This window comes from Sinorhizobium saheli (assembly GCF_001651875.1).
Lineage (GTDB): Bacteria > Pseudomonadota > Alphaproteobacteria > Rhizobiales > Rhizobiaceae > Sinorhizobium > Sinorhizobium saheli.
This window is the reverse complement of sequence record NZ_LNQB01000072.1, coordinates 143,729-167,030: the sequence shown is the minus strand read 5'-3', so window position 1 is coordinate 167,030 and position 23,302 is coordinate 143,729. Positions and strand designations below refer to the sequence as shown.

The window sequence follows — 23,302 nt, the reverse complement described above, 5'->3', positions numbered from 1 at the left end:
TTGCAATTGAGCGGCCGTGCCTGTTTTTTGGGCAGGCGGCCTTCCGATTGCAATCCCGCTTCATAGATTGCAGGATCGCCTTCCTTGGCAGGAGGGGCGAAGCGGACGAATGGGGGAGCGACAGGCACAGGCAGTCGTGCTAGACGCGGAGCGTGCCGCGTGGCGGCCCGCCGCTGGCGATCATGCGCCTGCGAGCGCCGATTTGCCCGCCACGCGCCTTGGCCGCACGCGACCGGCGACCCGTTACGGCCCGATGCTCCGCAATCGCGTCCGGTCGACGGCGAAATCCTTTCGCGGCCATTTCGGCGCCGCTGTGGCCGAGGAGGCGGAGTTCGGCCACGGTTTCGTCCTGGTTCCGGTTCTGCTTGCGCTTGGTGCCATTGCGTGGTTTGCGCTGCCGGAATCCGTCGGAATTGCCGAACTTGCAGTGCTGCTCTGCGTTTTCGGCATACCTGCATTGCTCTGCCGGGGCGGTTTTCATCGCTGGCGGCCGCTGGCTCTTGGGCCCGCGCTCGTTGTCGCCGGCATGCTGCTCGCCTCCCTCGAAACGGCGAGGCTCGACACCGTCGTTCTCGACGGGTCGGTGACGACGGAGCTGCGCGGCCGCGTGCTGTCGCGGGAGCCGGACGACAAGGGGCGCTGGCGCTATCTCGTCGAGATTGAGGAAACGTCGAGGCCGCGGCTGCGCAGGCCTCCGGCGCGCGCGACGCTGCTTGCGCGGAGCCGTCACGAGCCTTTTCAGGTTGGAACGGTCATCGAAGGCAAGGCCCGCCTTTCTCCGCCTTCGGGGCCGGCGCTGCCTGGGCTCAATGATTTTGCCTTCGACTCCTACTTCAGGGGCGTGGGCGCCGTCGGCTTTTTCTACGGCGCTCCGCATGCCGCGACTGATGCGGTGAGCGTCGCCATCCCGTCGCAAACCGCACTCTCTGACTGGATGCGCGCCGAGTTGGCGACTATGCGCGAGACGGTCGGCAATCGAATCCGGGCGGCGATCGGCGGCGACACCGGGGCGATTGCCGCGGCGCTCGTGACGGGGGAGGAGCGCGCCATCGGCCGCGAGACCGTGGAGGCGCTGCGTGCGGCCGGCCTGTCGCACGTGCTCGCGATCTCGGGCCTCAACATGGTGCTTGCCGCGGGCACGTTTCTCATCGGCGCACGGACGCTCATGAGCTTCGTTCCCGGTCTTGCGGAGAAATTCCCCGCCAAGAAGGTCGCCGCCGCCGGCGCGTTGCTCATGGTTTTCCTCTACATCCTCATTTCCGGCGGGGCGGTCTCTGCGCTGAGGTCCTGGATCATGATTTCGATCATGCTCGTTGCCGTCTTCTTCGATCGCATCTCGATCAGCCTGCGCAATGTCGCGCTTGCCGCACTCGTTATCATCGCCTGGAAGCCCTCCGCAGTCGCCGGACCGGGATTTCAAATGTCCTTTGCGGCCACCTTGGCCCTGGTTGCCGGCTATGCCCGCTGGCGTGACTACAAGGCAAGGGATCGCGAGAACGCCGGCAAGCGGGGGCGCTGGCAGGCCGTATCCGGCCTCGCGGTGGGTACGGTCGCCACCTCCGTCATCGGCGGATTGGCAACGGCCATCTACGCCGCCGGCCATTTCAACCGCCTGCCGGCCTACGGGCTGGCGGCCAATGTGGCCGCGACGCCGCTGATCGGCATCCTCGTCATGCCTTTCGCCCTGTTCGCGATGCTGCTCATGCCCTTCGGGCTCGAATATTATCCCTTGCAGGTGATGGGGCAGGGGCTGGACTGGATGCTTGCGGTCGCGCGCTACGTCGCCTCGCTCGATGGCGAATGGGCTACGGGCCGCATCGACGCCACCGGCTTCTTCCTCGTCGCCTTCGGCGGCGTTCTGCTCTGTGTGCTGCGAACGCGGCTGGCGCTCGCCGGGGTTGGGCTGGTGCTTCTCGGCGGGGCTCAGATCGCCTCGCAGGGCCGGGCCGAGCCCCCGTCGATCACGATATCGGAGGACGGCCAGTTGGTCGGGCTGGTCGCCGGCAAGGCGATCGCCACCAATCGCAGCCGACCGCCGGAATTCATCTTTTCACAATGGCAGCGCGCGCTTGCCGCGGCCGATCACATAAGGCCGGTCGAGGCGCCCGCAACAGGCGCCGGACAGGGTGCGGCGGCAACGTCCGTCCACGTCGCCGCATTGCTGGCGGTGGCAAAGCCCGGCGCCTTCGCCTGCCGGAAGGGCGCAGCCTGCGTCGGCAGGAGCCGCGAAGGCTGGACGGTGATCGTCGTCGAGGCCCCGCAACTCGTTCCAGTGCTCTGCGAACACGCGGACGTCCTCGTCGTTGCCACCCGCCGGCCGGTAGCGACCTGCCCGTCGAGACGGGCGCTGATGATAAGCGGCGAGACCCTGCGGCGGACCGGCGCCATCGAGATCCACGCAGAGCGAACGCAATCGGGCGCGCCCGATGGCATGCGCATCGTACCGTCCTTTGCCTCGACCGAGAGGCCCTGGCAGCGCCATCGCCGCTACGACTGGCGCAGCGGCGACTTCCTGAGTGAAGCGCCTCCTCTCTGAAGCCGTGGGTATCGCGGCGGGCCGGGACATGCCGCGTCATTATTCTTGATTATTATACTCCACAAATCCTTGCCATCCGGCGATGCTTTGTCGTAAAGAGCGTCGCGGAAGGGCTTTGCCCGGGGCCCGCGACGATCGGGCGGAAGCAGAACGAGGAACGAGATGGCGAACCGGATCCGGCCGAAATTGATTGTTGTGCTGGCGGCAATGCTGGCTGCTTTCCTTGCCGCCCCTGCTGCGCCCGGCTTCGCCCAGACGGCGGCGGCGCTGCAGCCCGCGGCGGCCGGCGCGCAGGAGCCGATCCTGCCCCATGAGCTTTCGCCGGTCGGCATGTTTCTTGCGGCCGATGTCGTCGTAAAGAGCGTGATGATCGCGCTGGCGCTGGCTTCCGTCGTCACCTGGGCGATCTTTCTTGTGAAGACGCTGGAACTCGCGCAGGCAAAATCGCGGCTGAAACGCGCGGTTGAAGTTCTGACCGCGGCAAACGGTCTGGCCGGCGTGGAGTCGAAACTCGTAAGGACCGGCGTGGCCGCCGACATGGTCGCCGCGGCGATCGACGAGATGCGGCGTTCCGAAGCCGTGCTGGACCATGTGCCGGCAGCAGGCATCAAGGAACGTGTCGCCTCGCTGCTGACCCGCATCGAGGTCCGCGCCGGCAAGCGGATGAGCGCCGGCACCGGGATCCTCGCTTCGATCGGTTCGGTGGGCCCGTTCGTCGGCCTGTTCGGCACGGTCTGGGGAATCATGAATTCCTTCATCGGCATCAGCAAGGCCCAGACGACCAACCTCGCGATCGTTGCGCCGGGGATCGCCGAAGCGCTGCTGGCTACCGCGATCGGCCTGGTGGCGGCCATACCGGCCGTGGTCATCTACAACTACTTCGCCCGTTCGGTGGGGGGCTACAAGCTCATCCTTGCAGATGCTGCCGCAGCCGTCGAAAGACTGGTGAGCCGTGACCTCGACCATCGCCTGGTGCGCAAGGCGCAACCGCGCCGGCCGGAGGGGCTTGCCCATGGCCCCGACGCGCCGATCGCCCGAATCGGATAAAGGCCATGGCGGGAAAAATTTCCGACGGCAGCAGCGATCTCGACGAGAACAGCGAGATCAACGTCACCCCCTTTATCGACGTGATGCTGGTGCTGCTTATCATCTTCATGGTGGCCGCGCCGCTCGCTACGGTCGACATGAAGGTCGACCTGCCGCAATCCGTCGCAAAGCCGGCCCCGCGTGACGACAAGCCTGTCTTCGTGACGCTGAAGGCCGATCTTACGCTCGCGATCGGCAACGAGGAGACGGCCCGCGAAGCCTTCGTTTCCGAGCTCCAGCGGATCACGAACGGCAACACGGAAACGCGCGTGCTGCTGCGCGCTGACAAGCTGGTCGATTATGGCGAGCTGATGACGGTGATGAACCTCATCCAAACGGCGGGTTACGGCAAGATCGCGCTCGTCGGCCTCGAAGCGGCACCGGGTCGCTGACCCTGCCGCGCGTCTGCGTGCCATTCGCGCGATCGCGACAGGCGAGCCTTCCTCCGGTCTTGTCCCGTCTCTCCGGCCCGCCCGCCGGCTGCCGGCTTTCCATTTTGCGCGTGCAAAATACCGCGGTCGCTTGAAACCGGCCGTGCGGCGAATTATGAGCTTTAGGCAACAGGCTTATAGAAGCCCGACGCAGATCACGCGGATTTCCAAGGCAGCGGCGCCCGCGCCACTCGACACGAGGCAACATCATGAACTTCGAAGCAGCGCGCATTAAGATGGTGGACAATCAGATCAGGACCACGGATGTGACCTCCCATTCGATCCTGTCCGCCTTCCTCTCCGTTCCGCGCGAAGAGTTCGTGCCCGCAAAGATGCGGGACCTGGCCTATATCGACGCCGATATCGAGCTCGCGGGAAGCGCCGCCCGGCGTTACCTGATGGAACCGTCGCCTTTGGCGAAGCTCCTGCAGCTTGCGCGGATCTCCAAGTCGGACGTGGTGCTCGAGATCGGCTGCGGCACCGGCTATGCGTCTGCGCTGCTGTCGCTCATCGCCGGCTCGGTCGTGGCGCTCGAAAGCGACGAGTCGCTCGCCGCGACCGCAACCGAGACGCTGGCGCGCCTCGGCTACGACAATGTGGCGGTGGTGACCGGCGACCTCGAGAAGGGCTATGCGGCCGAAGCGCCCTATGACGTGATCTTCATCAACGGGGCGGTGGAAACGATACCCACGGCCCTGTTCGAGCAGCTTCGCGACGGCGGTCGCCTTGTGGCGGTTGAAGGGTTTGGTAACGCATCCCATGCAAAACTCTATGTGCGCGAATCGGGAAGGACGTCGGAACGGGCCGCCTTCAACACGGCCGTGAAGCCGCTCCCCGGGTTCCGCCGCGAGAAGCCTTTCGTTTTCTGAGGCGCCTCTCATTGAGGTAGCTCAGCATATGCGCGTTGAAGCTAAAACTGTAATGTTGCCAATCGGCAACGTATCGCTTGTTTCTTTTTGAAATGCCCGCGTCGAGCGTTAGTGTGCAGTTGTCGGGAGACCGAATCCGGGGTTCAAAAGAGTATGGAAGTGGTGATTTGCCCGCCAATGGGTGGCGCGGGCGCTTCACTGCATTGGTTGCGCAGGCGCCCGTTCAGGGTTTGATCTGCTGAAATCGCGGGGGTGCAACGTCACCCCGGCTGATCGGAGGGAAGATGGTGTCGATTGTCCGCAAAGCAGCCTTGTGGGCGGCTGTCTCGACCAGCGTGCTGCTTGCGCCGCACGCAGTCCTCGCGGAGACGATCTTCGGGGCAATGGCGAAGGCCTATGCGAACAACCCGGATCTGAACGCAGCGCGCGCCGGTCTGCGCGCCACTGACGAAGGGGTGCCTATCGCCAAGGCCGGCTATCGGCCCCAGGTCTCGGCGAGCGCAACGGGAACGCTCGCGCGAATCGATGCCGAGACCGGCAGGCGCGATGTCCACAGCGGACAGGTGGGCATCTCCATCACCCAGACGATTTTCGACGGGTTTCAGACGCTGAACAATGTCAGGGCGGCAGAGGCCAACGTGTTCTCGAGCCGCGAGACGCTGAAGGCCAATGAGATCCAGATCCTGCTGGCGGCCGCGCAGGCCTACGCCAACATCGCCCGCGACCAGCAGATCGTTTCCATCCGCCGCCAGAACCTGGCCTTCCTTCGCGAGCAGTTAAACGCTGCGCAGGCCCGCCTCGACGTGGGCGAAGGCACGCGCACCGACGTAAGCCAGGCGGAAGCGCAACTGGCGGACGCCCAGTCGCTGCTCGTCAGCGCGGTTGCCCAGTTGAAGCAGAGCGAGGCGGTCTATGTGCAGATCGTCGGCGCGGCGCCGACCGGCATCAGGCAGCCGGGCCCGGCGAAGAAGGGGATGCCGAGGTCCCTCGACCAGGCGGTTGCGACGGGCTTGCGGCAGAATCCGCAGATCCTGGCTGCGCAGTACGCCGTTGATTCGGCGGGCTTCCAGGTGAAGTCGGCCGAGGGCTCGATGTTGCCCGGCGTCGTCCTCCAGGGCGCTGTCACGCGCAATACCGGCAATAGCGGCACGGGGCTCGATGATACGACCGCGAGCGTCACGGCGCGTCTCGAGGTTCCGATCTACCAGGGCGGTGCGGAGTACGGCCAGATCCGCCAGGCCAAGGAAACCCTGGGTCAGCAGCGCATCCTCGTCGATTCCGCCCGCGCTTCGGTGCAGCAGACGGTCGTGACCGCTCATGCCCAGCTCGAGTCGGCGCTGGCGCGAATCACCGCCAGCCGATCGCAGATCGCCGCCGCCAATCTGGCGCTCGAGGGCGTCGTCGAGGAACGCAAGGTCGGGCAGCGCACGACCCTCGACGTGCTCGACTCGCAACAGGACGTGCTGGATGCGCAGGAGGCCTTGGCCGGCGCCCAGCGTGATGCCGTCGTGGCGAGCTATGCACTGCTTGCGGCAATGGGCAACCTGACGGTCAGGACACAGGGCCTGCAAGTGGCCGAATACCGCGCCGAGGAACACTACGAAGCCGTCAAGGACAAGTGGTTCGGCCTGCGCACCGTCGACGGGCACTAGAGCATTTTGCACTCAGGTGGAACCACCTGACGTCGCATAAATGCGGCCAGACAAACGATAGAGCGGTGGTGCGGACGGTTGTGAGCGCATCCCGCTCAAGCACAGGCAACAGCAGTCAATTCCAAGATATTTGGCGCCGCGTGTTCCGGAAGGATGCGCGGCGCTTTTGCGCGTTTCGTCGGCCGCATCTGCCCTGAAAAACAAATCTGTGCAAGAATTTCACGAGCTGATTCGCGGCGTTTGTTTCAACCGCGAACTCACTTAAGGTTCGTTCGAATCGGCACACGGAAGCTTGATACCTCCGTGCTCGTCCGCAGCAAACGAGGATTGAAATGGCGCAGCTCAATGTCGCACGTGAACCTTCGATGGATGAGATTCTGGCATCCATTCGCAAGATCATCGAGAACAACGAGCCAGGGCCGGCCGGTTCCTCCGCCCGCCAACCCTTCGAGGATGACGCCGAGGACGAGATCGAATTGACGATCGATTCCGAAATCGAGGCCGCCGCTTTCGGCGCCGCCGACGAACCGGTCGTGCCGGTCATGCCGTCGTCGGCTGCGGCGCCGGATGAGCGCGCGGAGGCATCGTCGCCGCTTTCGCTTGCCGATGTCGCTGCGCGGGTGAGGGCTGCGTCGGAACGCCATGCCGTCAATCATGGTCCGCGGGAGCAGCCGGGCATGGCACCGGTGCGCGCTCCGCAGGAGAGCCCCGTGATCACGTCCCCTATGGCGGCCGTTTCCGTGCCAATGAGCCTGGCGGCGGATGCGGCAGAGGAAAGTTCGGAGAGCGCCGCATCGTTCACCGCTGTCGCGGCGGCGCCAGCGGCCGCGGAGCCGCCCGCAACGCCACAACCGCCCGCTTCGGTGGGGGAGAGTCCGGAAGCCGACAATCCGATGGCCGCGATCGTCTCCCCGGCGGTCAGCCGTCAGGTGGCGCGGGCTTTCGACGATTTGGCGCATGCGGTCGAGCACGGGCCGAGGCGCTCCTTCGATGAGATCGCCGAGGCGATGCTGCGCCCGATGCTGCAGGAATGGCTGGACGATAATCTCCCGACGCTCGTCGAAAGACTCGTTCGCGAGGAGATCGAGCGCGTCGCACGCGGCACTCGGCGCTGACGGCGGCGAGAAGCGGGACGGCGGCCTTCCGAGTCGGACCGCTACACGGCGGCAGCCATGACTGTCTCGGTTGTGGTAGGACGATGCTCGCCCGTGCCCAGTTGCATTGCCATCGTGCATTGTGGAATACATTTGATCGCAAGGCGCCTTCAAAGCATTTTGCAGTCAGGTGGAATCACCTGACGTCGCACAAATGCGGCAAAAGAACATTGAGCGGTGGCGCGAACGCATGTGAGTGCATCCCGCTCTAAAGTGCTGCGCGGTCCTGCCGGCATGCATTATGATGAAAGCCGCGTCTGTCACGGCCGCGGCTTTTTTCCCGTTTATGTTGACTTGCGCCGGACCTTCCGGTTTACAAACGCTGACATCAATCTCCAAAAATTGGCCAAAGAATGCTTGATAAGACCTACGATTCCGCATCAGTCGACCCGCGCATTGCCAAGAAGTGGGACGAAGAAAACGCGTTTCGTGCGGGCGCGGGTGCAAAGCCCGGCGCAGAGACCTTCTGCATCGTGATCCCGCCGCCGAACGTCACCGGTTCGCTGCACATGGGCCATGCGCTCAACAACACGCTGCAGGACATCATGGTGCGTTTCGAGCGCATGCGCGGTAAGGACGTGCTCTGGCAGCCGGGCATGGACCATGCGGGCATCGCCACGCAGATGGTCGTCGAGCGTCAGCTTGCGCAGCGCAAGCTCCCGGGGCGGCGTGAGATGGGCCGCGAGGCTTTCGTCGAGAAGGTTTGGGAATGGAAGGCCGAATCCGGCGGGCTGATCTTCAACCAGCTAAAGCGGCTCGGCGCGTCCTGTGATTGGTCGCGCGAACGCTTCACCATGGATGAAGGGCTTTCGGAGGCCGTCCTCGAAGTCTTCGTGAGCCTCTACAAGGAAGGTCTCATCTACCGCGACAAGCGACTGGTGAACTGGGATCCGAAGCTGTTGACGGCGATTTCGGATCTCGAAGTCGAGCAGCATGAGGTCAACGGTCATCTTTGGTACTTGCGCTATCCGCTCGAACCGGGTGTCACCTACGAGCATCCGATCGCGTTTGACGAGGACGGAAAGGCGACCGAGTGGGAAACGCGCGATTATGTCGTCGTCGCCACCACGCGGCCGGAGACGATGCTCGGCGATAGCGGTGTAGCGGTCAATCCCGACGACGCGCGCTACAAGCCGCTGATCGGCAAGCACGTCATCCTGCCCATCGTCGGACGCCGCATCCCGATCGTTGCCGACACCTACGCCGATCCGACGGCCGGGACCGGTGCCGTGAAGATCACCCCTGCCCATGATTTCAACGACTTCGATGTCGGCAGGCGCGCGGGACTTCGCGCGATCAACATCATGACCGTTGAAGGGCGGATCACCATCAAGAACAACGAGGACTTCCTCGAAGGCCTCGACGAACCCGCCGCCCTGCATGGCGCCTGGGATGAACTCGAGGGCAAGGACCGCTTCGAGGCTCGAGCGATCATCGTTCGTATCTTCGAGGAGGCCGGCTTGCTCGACAGGATCGAGCCGCACAGGCACATGGTTCCGCACGGCGACCGCGGCGGCGTGCCGATCGAGCCGCGGCTGACCGAGCAATGGTACGTCGACGCCAAGACGCTGGCCAAGCCCGCGATCGCGGCCGTCAGGGAAGGGCGGACGAGCTTCGTCCCGAAGAATTGGGAAAAGACCTATTTCGAGTGGATGGAGAACATCCAGCCCTGGTGTATTTCGCGGCAGCTCTGGTGGGGCCATCAGATTCCCGCCTGGTATGGACCTGACGGTCAGGTCTTCGTCGAGAAGACCGAGGAAGAGGCGCTGCACGCCGCGATCCAGCATTACCTCGCGCATGAAGGGCCGATGAAGGCCTATGTCGAGGACCTGCTCGAAAACTTCAAGCCGGGCGAGATCCTGACGCGCGACGAGGACGTGCTCGATACCTGGTTCTCCTCGGCGCTCTGGCCGTTCTCGACGCTCGGCTGGCCGAAGGAAACGCCGGAACTGGAGAGGTACTATCAGACCGATGTGCTGGTGACCGGCTTCGACATCATCTTCTTCTGGGTCGCCCGCATGATGATGATGGGCCTTCACTTCATGAAGGATGAGGACGGGACGCCTGTCGAGCCCTTCCACACCGTTTACGTCCACGCTCTTGTTCGCGACAAGAACGGGCAGAAGATGTCGAAGTCCAAGGGCAACGTCATCGACCCGCTGGAACTGATGGACGAATATGGCGCCGATGCGTTGCGCTTCACGCTGGCGATCATGGCGGCGCAGGGGCGTGACGTGAAGCTCGATCCGGCCCGCATCGCCGGCTACCGCAACTTCGGCACCAAGCTCTGGAATGCCACCCGTTTTGCCGAGATGAACGGTGCGACGAGCAGCGAAGGCTTCATCCCCGAAGCGACTTCGCTGACGATCAATCGCTGGATCCTGACGGAGCTGTCGCGCACCATCCGTGACGTGACCGAGGCGATCGAGGGCTACCGGTTCAACGAGGCGGCCGGAAGTCTCTACCGCTTCATCTGGAATCAGTTCTGCGACTGGTACCTGGAACTGCTGAAGCCGGTCTTCAACGGCGAGGACGAGGGGGCCAAGGGCGAGTCGCAGGCTTGCGTCGCCTATGTGCTCGACGAGACCTACAAGCTTCTGCACCCGTTCATGCCCTTCATGACCGAGGAGCTTTGGGAAAAGACCGCCGGCGCCGGGCGCGAGCGCGCGACGCTGCTGTGCCACGCCGAATGGCCGGCCGCCTTCTATGCGGACGATGCGGCCGCCGACGAGATCAACTGGTTGATCGATATCGTCACCGGCATCCGCTCCGTCCGCGCGGAAATGAGGGTCCCGCCGGCGGCGATGGCGCCGCTGGTGATCGTCGGTGCGAAGGGCCTGACGAGCGAGCGGCTCGACCGTCATGCTTCGGCGATCAGGCGCCTGGCGCGGATCGAGAGCATCGAACACGCGGCTTCGGCGCCGCGCGGCAGCGCGCAGATCGTCGTCGGCGAGGCGACGGCTTGCCTGCCGCTTGGCAATCTCATCGATCTGGCGGCGGAAAAAGCGCGCCTCGAGAAGGAAGTTGCCAAGGTCGAGGGGGAGCGGCAGAGAATCCTCGGCAAGCTCGCCAACGAAAAGTTCGTCGCCAATGCGAAGCCGGAGGTGGTCGAGGCAGAGCGCGAGCGGCTGACCGAACTCGACCTGCAGGTAGAGTCGCTCCGCGTCGCCCTCAGCCGCATCTCGGAAGCGGACTGACTGATCCCGTCCTTTCAACAGGAGCGCAATCCGCGGTAGAGATACCGCGGATTTTCCATTCGGCTTTTTCGGGATTCGAGTCGGCGTTCTCGATAGCGAACGGCGGTTAATACACGCATGGGTTTCGCTTGCAGGCTTTTCAACGGGACAGCCGGTCTTTGTCGGCAAAAAGCAATGTTGTTGTTCTGACGTCACACTTCGGGAAGATCGAAGAATTTATTTCTATTGATTTGTCGGTCGCGCTTTCAAAAGGGAACGAAATTTCACACTCTGGCGAATTGTGGCTATATCCTGAAGTTCTTACGTAAATTTTGTGACCGTTTCCCCCCAGTTGGGCCTTCCTGTGGCCGTTTGCCATTTCACGCGATCGTGAGGATACTTCCCGGCAAGCGCGGCACGAGGTGGATGGTCGCATTTTCTTGAAATGCAGGGGAGGAGCTTGATGGCTCGAGGTGGACTGAAGAAGGGTGTTCTGGCTGCGGTGGCCGGAATGCTCGTGGCGTCGGCTGCGCAGGCGGGAGGGCTTGAGCGCAGTGGCTACAATATCGACCTCTTGTTCGATCCGTCGGACTATGCGGCCGAAGCAACGGCGACCTATGTCAACCCGCAGCGCGAGCTGAAGAATGTTAAGGACACGAATCCGGCGCCCACAAATCCCTTTACCGGAGAGTTTGGCGGCGGGGATTTAACTGGTCGTCCGAGCAGTGTGGACGACACCGAAAGCTATTGGGCGCCCCGCATCGGCGTTAAGGCTGCCTTGGGTGACAGCATTGACTGTATGGCGGACTACTCGCAGCCTTGGGGCGCCCACACCAATCCCGGCACGAACTGGGCCGGCGCCAACAACAACATCGAGACGAAGGTTGAAAGCGACAACTACGCGGCCACCTGCTCTTACAAATGGGAGATGGGACCTGGCTACGTTCGCTTTATCGGAGGTGCCTTCTATCAGGAGGTTGGTGGCTTTAAAGAGCGGCTTGTGCAGGATCCCGCGTTCTTGCCAGCAGGTCTTTCCGGCGTTGGACGTCTCGAATTGGAGGACAGCGGCTGGGGCTGGCGAACGGGCGTAGCCTACGAAATTCCCGAATACGCAATGCGGGCTAGTCTCGTCTACAACAGTGCTGTTGATCTCGACAATCTAACGGGCTTTATCGACCTCCGTCAGCTCGGCCTCACCAAGTATGATGTCAGCGGTTCTGCTTCGATGCCGGATTCGCTGGAACTTAAGGTGCAATCCGGTATTGCTCCTGGGTGGTTGGCATTCGGCTCCGTCAAGTGGACGGACTGGAGCCAGTTGCAAGTCGTCAAATTCTGCCCCGCGACCGTAACGTCGCTCACGCCATGTACTACGCTAGACCTTCTCTACCGCGATGGCTGGACCGTGACCGGCGGTATCGGTCACAAATTCAATGATCAATGGAGCGGCGCAGTCAGCCTCACCTGGGACCGCGGCACGAGCCACGGCTACGGCACCCAGACCGACACTTGGCTGCTCGGCACGGGCGTTTCCTATACGCCCACGCAGAACGTGGAAATTCGCCTCGCGGGCAGTGCCGGCATAATGACCAGCGGCAGCTCTGGTCCAGTCAACTTCAACGGTGAGGTCATCGGCGACGACGTCTCCTACGACTTCGACAACGACTTCGTCGGGGCGATCTCTACATCCTTGAAGGTGAAGTTCTGATCACATCAGATCAACCGCAAAGAGGCCCGGTTTTCCACCGGGCCTTTTCTTTGCGCCCGAGCCAGGCGCCCGTGCTTAACCACTTTTATAAGCAGTTGTGAATGTGACGATTCGGCAACAGTTTTCTTGCTATGGTTTGCTAGTATCCGGGCCGGCTCGGTTATGTCCATTTCCCGCCACAAAATGAGAGCAGCGATTATAGCAACAAACGGGTGTAGTCGAGTTCCGTGCCTGCGTTCGAGGTGAAGCGAGTTTGTGTGCCGTCATGACATCCCATAGCGATTGGCGTCGGGTGAGCAACCGGAGCGAGGCCGGGGGCATGGGGATCGATGCGTGCGACACGCGAGAATTTCGTCGTGGGAGCGCATGGTCGGTCTCCTTTCGGAACCCGATCGGTGCCGGTGCACGGGGCGATGTTTGCAGCGGTGATGGGTTCGGCGTGGCCGGCTGGAACGAAAGAAACTGATTGTGATGCGCGCGGGTGAATTGAAGTCGCTGAGAGTTGCGGTGCTGGGTATGTCGCTGGCCGTTGGCGCCGCTGCCGGGCCCGCACGGGCTTTCGATCCCGGAGCGGGCGTGTCCAAGGAGTCCGGACCCTTCGCCCTCTTCAAGTTCGGCTTTTCCGCCTACAAGAACGGCCGCAAGGACGAGGCGGTCGAGGCCTATCGTTATGCCGCCGAAAAAGGCCATACCGGCTCCCGTTGGGCGCTCGCCAACATGTACGCCTATGGCGACGGCGTCGCCGAGAACGACCTCGAAGCATTCAAGATCTATAGCGAAATCGCCCAGCAGGGCGTCGAGCCGGGTTCGGAAGACACCGGTTATTTCGTCAACGCGCTGATCTCGCTTGCCGGCTATTATCGGCGCGGCATTCCCGATAGCCCCGTAAGGCCCGATCTGTCGCAGGCTAGGCAACTGTATTTCCAGGCCGCGTCGACCTTCGGTGTCGCCGAGGCGCAGTTCCAGCTCGCGCGCATGCTGCTGTCCGGCGAGGGCGGCGCCGTCAACGTCCAGCAGGCGAAGAAGTGGCTGAACCGCGCGCGCAAGAATGGCCACGCCGGCGCCATGGGCGTGTTCGGCAATGTCATCTTCCAGGAAGGGCAGGCCGTCCGCGGACTGGCCTACATGACCGCGGCGCTCGACCAATGTTCCCCCAAGGACAGGCCCTGGCTCCAGGCGATGCAGGAGCAGGCCTTCTCGCTCGCCAGCGAAGACGACCGTCGCATGGCGATGCTGATGTCGCAGAACCTGCATCTGCAGGGCGACGAGTGAGTCTTACCGGCTAGCCGGCAGGCCGCCGTCACGTCCGATCGGCTCAGTCTGCGGCGCGCTTTGGAGTATTTTGCACTCAGGTGGAATCACTTGACGTCGCATAAATGCGGCAGAACAAACAGATAGAGCGGTGGCGCGAACATGTGAGCGCATCCCGCTCCAGGTCATTGTTTTTATGCATGTCGTTGCCCCAAAACCGCTGCACACTTTTGGGCGACCTGCATCAGGCCGGCTGGAACGCGAATTCGGCCGTGACGGGTACGTGGTCTGACGGCTTTTCCCAGGACCGGACGCGCTTTTCGATCGATGTCGAAACGAGCTTGTCGGCCGCCTCCGGTGACAGCATCAGATGGTCGATGCGGATGCCGAAATTCTTCTGCCAGCAGCCGGCCTGATAATCCCAGAACGAATAGAGCGGCACCTCGTCCGAAGTCGCGCGAACGGCGTCGGTGAAGCCGAGGTTGCGCAGGCGCCGGAAGGCGGCGCGCGTCTCCGGCAGGAAAAGCGCGTCGTTCCGCCAGACCTTCACGTCCCAGCAATCGTGCGCTTCCGGAATGACGTTGTAGTCGCCGGCAAGGATGAGCGGTTCCTCGAGCAGGAGCCTTTGCTCTGCAAAGGCGGTGAGGCGCTGCATCCATTTGAGCTTGTAGGTGTATTTCTCCGTCTCCACCGGATTCCCGTTCGGAAGATAGAGGCAGCAGACGCGAATGGCGCCGCCGTCGACCGAGAACACGCCCTCGATGAAGCGCGCCTGCTCGTCGAGATCGTCACCAGGCAGTCCGCGATTGACCTCGTCGGGTCGGGACTTGGAGAGCAGCGCGACGCCGTTGAAGCCCTTCTGGCCATGGGTCTCCACGTGATAGCCGAGCGCCTCGACCTCGAGGCGCGGAAACGCTTCATCGACGGATTTGATCTCCTGCAGGCAGGCAATGTCCGGATTGGATTCCTTGAGCCAGGCGACGAGATTGTCGACCCGCGCCTTGACGCCGTTGATGTTCCAGGTGGCGATCTTCATGGAGCAGCGTTTGCCTTTCGGTTCGGTGGAGCCTTTGGCGGCGAGTCGTTGTAGCGGCTGCGGCGCTGCGCGTCCATCAAGACGCGCAAGCGAATCATGCAGCAGGATTTCTTTTGACAAATCCGGTACCTGCAACATTTCTCTGTTGAAAGCCGGCCGGAAAAAGGCCGAATTCCCGCGCCTTTTTTCGCGCGCCGGTGGCGGAATTGATTCCGGTTTCCTTCCGTCTATAGTCCCGCGCATGATCGCGTTCGTTGAAAATTATTGGCCGCACTTCCTGGCGCTTTTGTCATTCGCGCTGGGCATCCCGGCCATCATCCACGCGGCGATGACGAAGGAAGATGTGCGTGCGGCCGCCGGCTGGGTCGGGGTGGTCCTGCTGTCGCCGGTCATCGGCGCGCTCATCTATGCCGTTGCCGGCATCAACCGGATGCGCCGCTCGTCGATCGGCCTGCAACGCTCGCTGCTGCGTTCGACGGAGCGCGACCCGTTCGGGCGCTTCGATATCAGCCATGAGCAGGTGGTGGCCCGCTTCGGACAGCGCTTCGCCGCGATGAAGATGCTCGGCGATCGCGTTGCGCGCTTCACGATGTCGATGGGGAACCAGATCACCATGCTGGAAGGCGGCGACGCCGTCTATGGGGCGATGCTGGAGGCGATCGCCGCCGCCCGCCGCAGCGTCCTGCTCGAGAGCTACATCTTCGATCGCGACCCGATCGGCCTGCGTTTCGCCGACGCCCTCATCGCCGCGGCGAAGCGCGGCGTCAGCGTCCGCGTCGTGATCGATGCGGTGGGCGCGCGCTACTCCGTGCCGAGCATCGTCGGCTACCTGAGGGAAGGGGGCGTGCCGACCGCCGTCTTCAACGGCAACATCATCATGGGCCTGCGCCTTCCCTATGCCAATCTCAGGACGCACCGCAAGATCATGGTGGTCGATGGGGCGGTCGCCTTTGCCGGCGGCATGAACATCCGGGCAGGCTTCGCGGCCGAACTCGCGGGCAGCGAGGCGTCCTTCGACACGCATTTCCGCGTTACCGGGCCGGTCGTCGCCGACATCTTCCAGGTCGCGGCGGAAGACTGGCAGTTTTCGAGCGGCGAGATGCTGGCGGGAGAAGCCTGGCAACTGGCCGATCTTCCGGAGGCGCCGGCGCTGCCATCGGTATGGATGCGAGCCGTTCCTTCAGGACCCGACAGCACCAACGAGACAAACCACAAAATGCTGATGGGCGCCTTCTCGGTCGCGCGAAAGCACATCCGCCTGATGTCGCCCTATTTTCTGCCCGACAAGGAATTGATCAGCGCGCTGGTCACCGCGGCCCGCAAGGGGGTCGAGGTCGACATCGTCGTGCCCGCCGTCAACAATCTCACCCTCGTCGACCGCGCCATGTCCGCCCAGTTCGACCAGATGCTGGAGGGGCACTGCCGGGTGTGGCGAGCGCGGGGTACCTTCAACCACTCGAAGCTGCTGGTCGTCGACGACCACTGGGTCTATCTGGGCTCCAGCAACCTCGACCCACGCTCCCTGCGCCTCAATTTCGAGTTCGATCTGGAGATCCTCGACGATGACCTCGCGCAAGCCATCGGCAAGAAGATCTGCGCCATACGCGCCACCGCCGAGGAAGTGACGTTCGCACAGCTGCGCGCGGAGCCGTTCATCAACCGCCTTGCGAACCGTCTGCTCTGGCTGGGGTCGCCCTATCTTTAGGGCGTGACGTGACGAGCGCTCGTCAGATCGAAAAACTGGTGCCGCAGCCGCAGCTTGCGACCGCATTCGGATTCGTGATCTGGAAGGACTGGCCGAGCAGATTGTCGACGAAGTCGATTTCCGAGCCGCCCATGTAGACGAGCGAAAGACTGTCGATCAGCACTTTGGCGTTACCCTTCTCCAGGACGAGGTCGTCTTCGTTGGCCGCCTCGACCAGATCGAATTTGTAGGAGAAGCCCGAGCAGCCGCCCCCCTCGACGGAGACGCGCATTGCGCTCTTGTCCTTTTCGGCATCGAGTATGGCGGCAATGCGTTTGGCCGCCGCGTCCGAAAGGGTCACCGTGTGCTGCATCATCTTTGCCTCCTGCCGGGGTCAAGAACCGGAGAGATTCGTTTGCGACTTGGCGTTACAATCACATGGGACGTGCACGCAGGCAATTTCGCCAAGTCATTGTTCTTTCACAAGAATGCCGGCGGCCATCCGCCGCCGCTTTCCTGTGGCGCATACTATAGGTATGAAGGCTTGAATGTCCCGTCAATGGGATGACCCGCGCAGGTGTGAAATGGCATTCGACAAGAAGACCCTCGGTTTCGGTTATGGCGAGCATGCGGCTTTCGCTGCCAACCCATGGGCTTCGCGCGGGAGGCTCTATCCGGAAGCGTCGAGCCCGACGCGATCCGATTTCCAGCGCGACCGCGACCGCATCGTCCATACGACGGCGTTCCGGCGGCTGAAGCACAAGACCCAGGTGTTCATCGCCGCGGACGGCGACCATTATCGCACCCGGCTTACGCATACGATCGAGGTCGCGCAGATCGCTCGCGCCCTGGCGCGAGCGCTGAAGCTCGACGAGGACCTCGCCGAAGGCGTGGCCCTCGTGCACGACTTCGGCCACACGCCCTTCGGGCACACGGGCGAGGATGCGCTGCACGAGGTGCTCAAGCCCTATGGCGGCTTCGACCACAATGCCCAGTCGCTGCGCATCGTCACCAAGCTGGAGCGGCGCTATGCGGAATTCGACGGCCTCAATCTCACCTGGGAAAGCCTCGAAGGCCTGGTCAAGCACAATGGCCCGTTGATGACGGCAGACGGGCAGGGCACGCGCGGCCCCGTTCCGCAGCCGATCCTCGATTACTGCGCGCTCCACGATCTCGAACTCGCAAGCTTTGCCAGTCTCGAAGCCCAGGTTGCGGCGATCGCCGACGATATCGCCTATAATACGCACGACATCGATGACGGATTGCGTGCGGGCTACCTGACCTTCGAGATGCTGGAGGAGGTGCCCTTTCTCGCCCGGCTGATGCGCGAGGTCCATGACCGCTATCCGGGCCTGGAGCGCAGCCGCTTCACGCATGAGATCATGCGACGGCAGATTACCGCCATGGTCGAGGACGTGATCGGCGTGGCGCAGAAGCGCCTTGGCGAAATCCGCCCGCAGAGCGTCGGCGACGTGCGTCTTGCCGGCAAGGTCATCGCGACCTTCTCCGAGGTGATGAGCGAGACCGACCGGCAGATCAAGAATTTGCTGATGACGCGTATCTATCGCCATCCGGAGGTGATGCGCGTGCGGCAGGGGGCGGCATCGATCGTGACGGACCTCTATCGGGCTTTCATGGCGGATCCGTTGCTGATGAAGGAGCACTACTGGATCGACCAGATCCCCGGCATGGCGGAGCCGGCGCGGGCGCGTCACGTCGGCGATTACCTCGCCGGGATGACCGACACCTTCGCGATCAGCGTGCACAGGCGCTTGTTTGACCATACGCCCGATTTGCGCTAGTGACGCCCCCGCGCGGAGGCTAGAGGTTCCCGATGAACCCGGCCTCCTTTTGAATTTGCGCCATTGTCCAGTGTGGCTGGAAAAAGCGGACGGAACAGATGAACCTTTTCACAGACTTCGAATCAAGAGTTAAGAATATTCTGGAATCGCTTGATATCGTTCGTGAAAAGCGATCCACTCTTGATTTCGCGCGCATCAATATCGAGCCGCCGCGCGATGCAAGCCATGGCGACGTCGCCACCAATGCGGCGATGGTGCTTGCCAAGTCCCTGGGCATGAATCCGCGCGCCCTCGCGGACCTGATCGTCGAGAAGCTGAGGCAGGATCCGGAAGTTGCCGACGTTTCCGTCGCCGGGCCGGGCTTCATCAACGTCTGCTTGTCCGTTGCCTATTGGCAGAAGCTCCTGTCGGCGGTCATCAGGGCGGGCACCGACTACGGGCGCAGCACCGTGGGCGCCGGGCGGAAGGTCAACGTCGAATATGTCTCGGCCAATCCGACGGGGCCGATGCATGTCGGCCATTGCCGCGGCGCCGTCGTCGGCGACGCGCTCGCCAACCTCCTGGCATTTGCCGGCTATGACGTGACCAAGGAATACTACATCAACGACGCCGGTTCGCAGATCGACGTGCTCGCCCGCTCGGCGTTCCTGCGCTACCGCCAGGCGCTCGGCGAGGAGATCGGCGAGATCCCGGCGGGGCTCTACCCCGGTGATTACCTCGTTCCCGTCGGCGAGGCGCTCGCCGACGAATTCGGCACGAGCCTTCGGATCATGCCGGACGAGAAATGGCTGCCGCTCGTCAAGGAGCGCGTCATTGATGCTATGATGGCGATGATCCGCGAGGATCTCGCCGCCCTCAACGTCAACCACGACGTCTTCTTCTCCGAGCGGACCCTGCACGACAACGGCGCGGCGCGGATCCGCACGGCGATCAACGACCTGACGTTCAAGGGCCACGTCTACAAGGGCACGCTGCCGCCGCCCAAGGGACAGTTGCCGGAGGACTGGGAAGACCGCGAGCAGACGCTCTTTCGCTCGACCGAAGTGGGCGACGACATCGATCGACCGCTGATCAAGTCCGACGGCAGCTATACTTATTTTGCCGCCGACGTTGCTTACTTCAAGGATAAGTTCGATCGCGGCTTCCACGAGATGATCTATGTCCTTGGCGCCGACCATGGCGGCTACGTAAAGCGCCTCGAGGCCCTGGCGCGCGCCATATCCGGCGGCACGGCGAAGCTGACGGTCCTGCTTTGCCAGCTCGTCAAGCTCTACCGCGGCGGCGAGCCGGTGAAGATGTCCAAGCGTTCCGGCGACTTCGTGACGCTCCGCGATGTGGTGGAGGAGGTCGGCCGCGATCCGGTGCGCTTCATGATGCTCTACCGTAAGAGCTCCGAGCCGCTCGACTTCGATTTTGCCAAGGTGACGGAACAATCGAAGGACAATCCGGTCTTCTACGTGCAATATGCGCATGCGCGTTGCCGGTCCGTGTTCCGGCAGGCGGCAGAGGCCTTCCCCGATCTCGATTTGGCCTCGCTCGATCTTGCCGGCGCGGTCATGGGCGCGATCGCCGATCCGGCCGAGATGCAGCTTGTCGCCAAGCTCGCAGAATATCCGCGCGTGGTGGAGGCGGCGGCACTCTCGCAAGAGCCGCACCGGATCGCTTTTTACCTGTATGATCTTGCTGCGGTCTTCCATGGACTCTGGAACAAAGGTAAAGAAAATCCGGAATTACGTTTTGTTAACGATAAGAACAGAGAATTAAGCATTGCCAGACTCGGGCTGGTGCATGCTGTCGCCTCGGTATTGAAGTCGGGCCTGTCGATTACGGGTACCTCAGCACCGGAAGAGATGCGGTAAGTAGTGTCACCATTTCCCCACAATGCGCTGGCAATTCAACGCAGGCAGTTGTGAGTGGAAACTATGGCAGACAAACAATTCGCACGAAGCGGGCAGCCGGCAGACTTCGATACCCTGGCCGATGACGATCCGTTGAGCGAACTTGCCCGTATTGTCGGGTACGATGCTCGGCCAGCCGTTCAGCAACTGCAGGAACTGCAGCGCCATCAGGAGACGATGCGGCGCGAGCCGGCTTTCGACCTCGAGGAGGAGCTGCTTCGCGCCTTCGACAGCTACGATGCCCCGCGTGCCGCGCCGGTCCGGCCGGACAGCGGCCTCGTGGAGCACCCGTCCGCCGGCATGGCGGTCGAGCCCCCGCTTTCCGGCGGCGCTGAACAGACCCAAGCCTCTCCGGTCGTCGAGGACGTCGTTCCCGTTGCAGTGGAGACGCCGGCGCCGACCGAGCAGGCGCCCGACGCCGCAGCGGTGATGCGTGCCGAGATTTCCGATCCTTCCTACTCGGCCGATGCGGACGTGGTGGCTCCCGAGGAGCCGGTGGCCGAACCGGCCGTCGATCTGGAGCGCGAGCTCGAACTGTCTCTTGGCTACGATCTGTCGGTCGACGCAGAACCGGTCGAGCGTGTGGCGCCGGTTGAGATTGCGCAGTCGGTCTCTGAGTCCGAAGCAAGCGAGTTGCCGGTTTTCGCCGACTGGCAGGATACGCTCTCATCCAAGCTCGCGGTTGCCGGCAAGCTTGCCGAGCAGGCTGCGATCGCGGAGCCGGTCTATATCGACATGGCGGCCGATGTTGCGCGGCCGGTCGAAGCGGTTCCGTCTTTAGAGACGGTCGTCGAACAGCCCGTGGCGGCGCCGGCGCAGCCCGTTGCGCAGGATGAGCTCCTCGTGGATATCGAGCGGTTCTCCGTTTCCTCGGCGGCCAGCCTTGCGGCTGAGCCGGAGACCCAGGCGCGGCCCGCTGCCCCGCCGAAGAAGAGCAGCTATCCCTTCACGCCGACATTCAGCCGGGCGACGCCGGTTGCATCATCTGGCGGCGTCTTGCAGCAGCGCGCGTTTGTCACTCCAGTGACGGAGCCGGTTGCCGCCAAGGCGACAGCCGCGCCGGTCGCGCCGGTGGTTACGCCGGTGGTGGCGGAAGCCCCCGCTGCTCCCGCCCCTCAGAAGGTTCAGGACAGTCTGCCGGAGTCGGAACTCGAGCCAAGCTTCGATATCGAGGACTTCGAACTGGAACTGGCCGACATTGCGCTCGACATGGATCTGGCCGAGGACGACGTTGCCAAAGCCGCGCCAAGCGCGCCGCTGCAGTCGGCCGTGTCGCATCCCGCGCTTGTCGAGGCGCCTGCCCAGCCTTTCCTGCAGGCCCAGCCTTTCCTGCAGGTATTGAGCACGCCGAAGCAGGCGGAAGCGCGCGAGGAGCAGCCTCAGCCATCGGCTGCGGCGGAGGTCGAAGAGCAGCCGGTTGAGAATTCGCTGCCGTTCGATCCGGCGATGATCGGCGAAACGGAGAGCGGCGTGGCGCCGATCGCCGAACTCGACGTGCCGCAATTGCCGGTGCCGGAACCCGAGGAGAAGCCGGCCGCTTTCCCGGCAGACTATGACCTGGATATCGACGCGGAGATGGCGCAGCTTTTCGGCACGCCCGCGCCCGCCGCCAAGAACGGCGCGCACGCCGTTGCGGCCGAGTTGCCCGCTGCCCCCGTTTCGACGGCCAAGACGGCGCCGGCACTCGCTTCGATCGACGACTTTGCCGAATTCGAGAAGGCGATGGAGGAGGACTTCCAGCGCTCGATGGCGGAGCGTCGCGGCGTGATGCAGGATGCCGAGCGGACCGCCGCAATGCCGCGGGCCGAGAGCGACGACTACCGCGAACAGGGCTATGGCCGCCGGTCGCAGCGGACGATGCTGTTGGCCGCGAGCGTCGCCGGCGTCATCATTCTCGGTGGCGCGGCAGTCTATGCCTGGATGGGCGGAAGCAATGCCGCGCTTTCCGGCGATGGCCCGAAGATCATCCTGGCGGACAAGGCGCCGGTCAAGATCGTGCCCGAGGAGAAGGGCGGCAAGACCGTGCCCAACCAGAACAAGGCAGTCTATGATCGCGTAGCCGGCGACAAGAGCAACGGCCCGCGCCAGGAGGCCCTGGTCTCCTCGACGGAGGAGCCGATGGACGTGGTACAGAGGACGCTCACTCCGGAAACGCTGCCGCTCGAAGGCAATGACGAGGGCGAGGCCCTGGCCGGCGTTCCGACCTCGCAAGAGGACGAAGTCGCGCGCTTGCTGCCGGATGGAAACAGCACCGGCGCCGAAGATGCCGAAGCGGCGAAGGGGCCGGTGGTCACCCCGCGCAAGGTCCGCACCATGATCGTCAAGCCGGACGGCACGCTGGTCCCGCGTGAAGAACCGGCGGCCGAGCCGGAAGTCGCGGCCGCCGGCGCCGAGCAGATGCCCGTCCAGGCGTCCGCCGAAGCCGTTGCCTCCGGCTCTCAAGGCAATGCGGCGACTGCCGCGGTCGGTTCCGATCTGCGCGCCGCCGGGCAGCCGAAGCCAGCGGGCGCCGATGAGGTCGCCCTCGCGGCCGCGGGCAACGCGTCGGTGGACGAGGTTGCTCCGGTTCGTAGCGTGAAGACGACCTCTGTCGATGGTGAAAAGGCGCCGTTGCCCCAGACGCGGCCCCAGGCCAAGGCCGAGGCTGCTCCCGAGACGCCGGGCCCGTCGGATAATAAGCCGGCGACGGAAACGGCAAGCGCTCAGCCGGCCGCCCCGCTCGCCACAGCTTCGGTTCCGGCCGGAAGCTATGTGATCCAGATCGCGTCGCTGCCCTCCGAGGCCGAGGCGCAGAAGAGCTACAACAATCTTTCCGCCAAGTTCGCGGGCGTCATCGGCGGCCGCGGCGTGGATATCCGCAAGGCCGAAATCGCAGGCAAGGGCACCTACTACCGGGTCCGGATTCCTGCCGGTTCGCGCGAGGAGGCAAATGCGCTCTGCTCCCGCTACAAGAGCGCCGGTGGAAGCTGCCTCGTTACGAAGTAGGTTTCAGCTGACGGAGAAGGTGTAAGAAACGGGTGCG

General features: G+C 63.5%; 15 protein-coding genes. 13 read left to right on the top strand and 2 right to left on the bottom strand.

The annotated features are described in order from the left end of the window. The first annotated feature begins 109 nt into the window (after positions 1-109). The 9 genes from ATB98_RS12980 to exoR all read left to right on the top strand — a co-directional run bounded on the left by ATB98_RS12980 (position 110) and on the right by exoR (position 13,881). On the top strand, positions 110-2,536 hold the full coding sequence (locus tag ATB98_RS12980; RefSeq protein ID WP_066874210.1) for a ComEC/Rec2 family competence protein: 2,427 nt from the start codon (positions 110-112) through the stop codon (positions 2,534-2,536). Positions 2,537-2,698: 162 nt separating this feature from the next. Continuing rightward, entirely contained in the window at positions 2,699-3,583 is an 885-nt protein-coding gene (gene exbB / locus ATB98_RS12975; RefSeq protein ID WP_066874208.1) for a tonB-system energizer ExbB, read from the top strand. Positions 3,584-3,588: 5 nt separating this feature from the next. Beyond that, the gene (gene exbD, locus ATB98_RS12970) at positions 3,589-4,014 is read left to right on the top strand and encodes a TonB system transport protein ExbD (RefSeq protein WP_066874206.1); all 426 of its coding nucleotides are present in this window, start codon (positions 3,589-3,591) and stop codon (positions 4,012-4,014) included. A gap of 248 nt (positions 4,015-4,262) precedes the next feature. Beyond that, on the top strand, positions 4,263-4,922 hold the full coding sequence (locus ATB98_RS12965; RefSeq protein WP_066874204.1) for a protein-L-isoaspartate O-methyltransferase family protein: 660 nt from the start codon (positions 4,263-4,265) through the stop codon (positions 4,920-4,922). A gap of 284 nt (positions 4,923-5,206) precedes the next feature. Continuing rightward, the gene (tolC, locus tag ATB98_RS12960) at positions 5,207-6,574 is read left to right on the top strand and encodes an outer membrane channel protein TolC (protein ID WP_066874202.1); all 1,368 of its coding nucleotides are present in this window, start codon (positions 5,207-5,209) and stop codon (positions 6,572-6,574) included. A gap of 332 nt (positions 6,575-6,906) precedes the next feature. After that, positions 6,907-7,689: a PopZ family protein gene (locus ATB98_RS12955; protein WP_066874200.1), complete on the top strand. Its 783-nt coding sequence runs from the start codon at positions 6,907-6,909 to the stop codon at positions 7,687-7,689. Between the two features lie 392 nt (positions 7,690-8,081). Next, complete coding sequence (locus ATB98_RS12950; RefSeq protein WP_066874198.1) at positions 8,082-10,925, top strand: valine--tRNA ligase; 2,844 nt, start codon at positions 8,082-8,084, stop codon at positions 10,923-10,925. Between the two features lie 442 nt (positions 10,926-11,367). Further along, positions 11,368-12,609 carry an OmpP1/FadL family transporter gene (locus tag ATB98_RS12945; RefSeq protein WP_066874397.1) on the top strand — a complete coding sequence of 414 codons (1,242 nt, stop codon included), beginning with the start codon at positions 11,368-11,370 and terminating at the stop codon, positions 12,607-12,609. A gap of 471 nt (positions 12,610-13,080) precedes the next feature. Continuing rightward, a complete protein-coding gene (gene exoR, locus ATB98_RS12940) occupies positions 13,081-13,881 on the top strand; it encodes a two-component system ChvIG regulator ExoR (protein WP_066874196.1) in 801 nt (266 codons plus the stop codon). A gap of 223 nt (positions 13,882-14,104) precedes the next feature. On the opposite strand, the gene xth is transcribed toward exoR, so the two are convergent. After that, positions 14,105-14,896, bottom strand: a complete 792-nt coding sequence (xth, locus tag ATB98_RS12935) for an exodeoxyribonuclease III (RefSeq protein WP_066874194.1) — start codon at positions 14,894-14,896, stop codon at positions 14,105-14,107. Positions 14,897-15,137: 241 nt separating this feature from the next. Here xth and ATB98_RS12930 point away from each other — a divergent pair, with 241 nt between their 5' ends. Next, the gene (locus ATB98_RS12930; RefSeq protein ID WP_066874395.1) at positions 15,138-16,601 is read left to right on the top strand and encodes a phospholipase D-like domain-containing protein; all 1,464 of its coding nucleotides are present in this window, start codon (positions 15,138-15,140) and stop codon (positions 16,599-16,601) included. A gap of 22 nt (positions 16,602-16,623) precedes the next feature. On the opposite strand, the gene erpA is transcribed toward ATB98_RS12930, so the two are convergent. Continuing rightward, positions 16,624-16,956, bottom strand: coding sequence for an iron-sulfur cluster insertion protein ErpA (gene erpA / locus ATB98_RS12925; RefSeq protein WP_066874192.1), 333 nt, complete (start codon positions 16,954-16,956; stop codon positions 16,624-16,626). A gap of 208 nt (positions 16,957-17,164) precedes the next feature. Between erpA and ATB98_RS12920 the strand changes: the two genes are divergently transcribed. From ATB98_RS12920 to ATB98_RS12910, 3 genes are all read left to right on the top strand, one after another. Next, positions 17,165-18,382 (top strand): deoxyguanosinetriphosphate triphosphohydrolase, encoded by a 1,218-nt coding sequence (locus ATB98_RS12920; RefSeq protein ID WP_066874190.1) that lies wholly within the window; start codon positions 17,165-17,167, stop codon positions 18,380-18,382. Between the two features lie 98 nt (positions 18,383-18,480). Beyond that, positions 18,481-20,241: an arginine--tRNA ligase gene (gene argS / locus ATB98_RS12915; protein WP_066874188.1), complete on the top strand. Its 1,761-nt coding sequence runs from the start codon at positions 18,481-18,483 to the stop codon at positions 20,239-20,241. A gap of 63 nt (positions 20,242-20,304) precedes the next feature. Beyond that, positions 20,305-23,265, top strand: a complete 2,961-nt coding sequence (locus ATB98_RS12910; RefSeq protein WP_066874186.1) for an SPOR domain-containing protein — start codon at positions 20,305-20,307, stop codon at positions 23,263-23,265. Positions 23,266-23,302 lie beyond the last annotated feature (37 nt).

What these genes read in the sequence shown, in the direction of transcription:
- ATB98_RS12980 (WP_066874210.1), top strand. Translation starts at nt 110, where the DNA reads ATGGGGGAGCGACAGGCACAGGCAGTCGTGCTAGACGCGGAGCGTGCC.
- exbB (WP_066874208.1), top strand. Translation starts at nt 2,699, where the DNA reads ATGGCGAACCGGATCCGGCCGAAATTGATTGTTGTGCTGGCGGCAATG.
- exbD (WP_066874206.1), top strand. Translation starts at nt 3,589, where the DNA reads ATGGCGGGAAAAATTTCCGACGGCAGCAGCGATCTCGACGAGAACAGC.
- ATB98_RS12965 (WP_066874204.1), top strand. Translation starts at nt 4,263, where the DNA reads ATGAACTTCGAAGCAGCGCGCATTAAGATGGTGGACAATCAGATCAGG.
- tolC (WP_066874202.1), top strand. Translation starts at nt 5,207, where the DNA reads ATGGTGTCGATTGTCCGCAAAGCAGCCTTGTGGGCGGCTGTCTCGACC.
- ATB98_RS12955 (WP_066874200.1), top strand. Translation starts at nt 6,907, where the DNA reads ATGGCGCAGCTCAATGTCGCACGTGAACCTTCGATGGATGAGATTCTG.
- ATB98_RS12950 (WP_066874198.1), top strand. Translation starts at nt 8,082, where the DNA reads ATGCTTGATAAGACCTACGATTCCGCATCAGTCGACCCGCGCATTGCC.
- ATB98_RS12945 (WP_066874397.1), top strand. Translation starts at nt 11,368, where the DNA reads ATGGCTCGAGGTGGACTGAAGAAGGGTGTTCTGGCTGCGGTGGCCGGA.
- exoR (WP_066874196.1), top strand. Translation starts at nt 13,081, where the DNA reads ATGCGCGCGGGTGAATTGAAGTCGCTGAGAGTTGCGGTGCTGGGTATG.
- xth (WP_066874194.1), bottom strand. Translation starts at nt 14,896, where the DNA reads ATGAAGATCGCCACCTGGAACATCAACGGCGTCAAGGCGCGGGTCGAC.
- ATB98_RS12930 (WP_066874395.1), top strand. Translation starts at nt 15,138, where the DNA reads ATGATCGCGTTCGTTGAAAATTATTGGCCGCACTTCCTGGCGCTTTTG.
- erpA (WP_066874192.1), bottom strand. Translation starts at nt 16,956, where the DNA reads ATGATGCAGCACACGGTGACCCTTTCGGACGCGGCGGCCAAACGCATT.
- ATB98_RS12920 (WP_066874190.1), top strand. Translation starts at nt 17,165, where the DNA reads ATGGCATTCGACAAGAAGACCCTCGGTTTCGGTTATGGCGAGCATGCG.
- argS (WP_066874188.1), top strand. Translation starts at nt 18,481, where the DNA reads ATGAACCTTTTCACAGACTTCGAATCAAGAGTTAAGAATATTCTGGAA.
- ATB98_RS12910 (WP_066874186.1), top strand. Translation starts at nt 20,305, where the DNA reads ATGGCAGACAAACAATTCGCACGAAGCGGGCAGCCGGCAGACTTCGAT.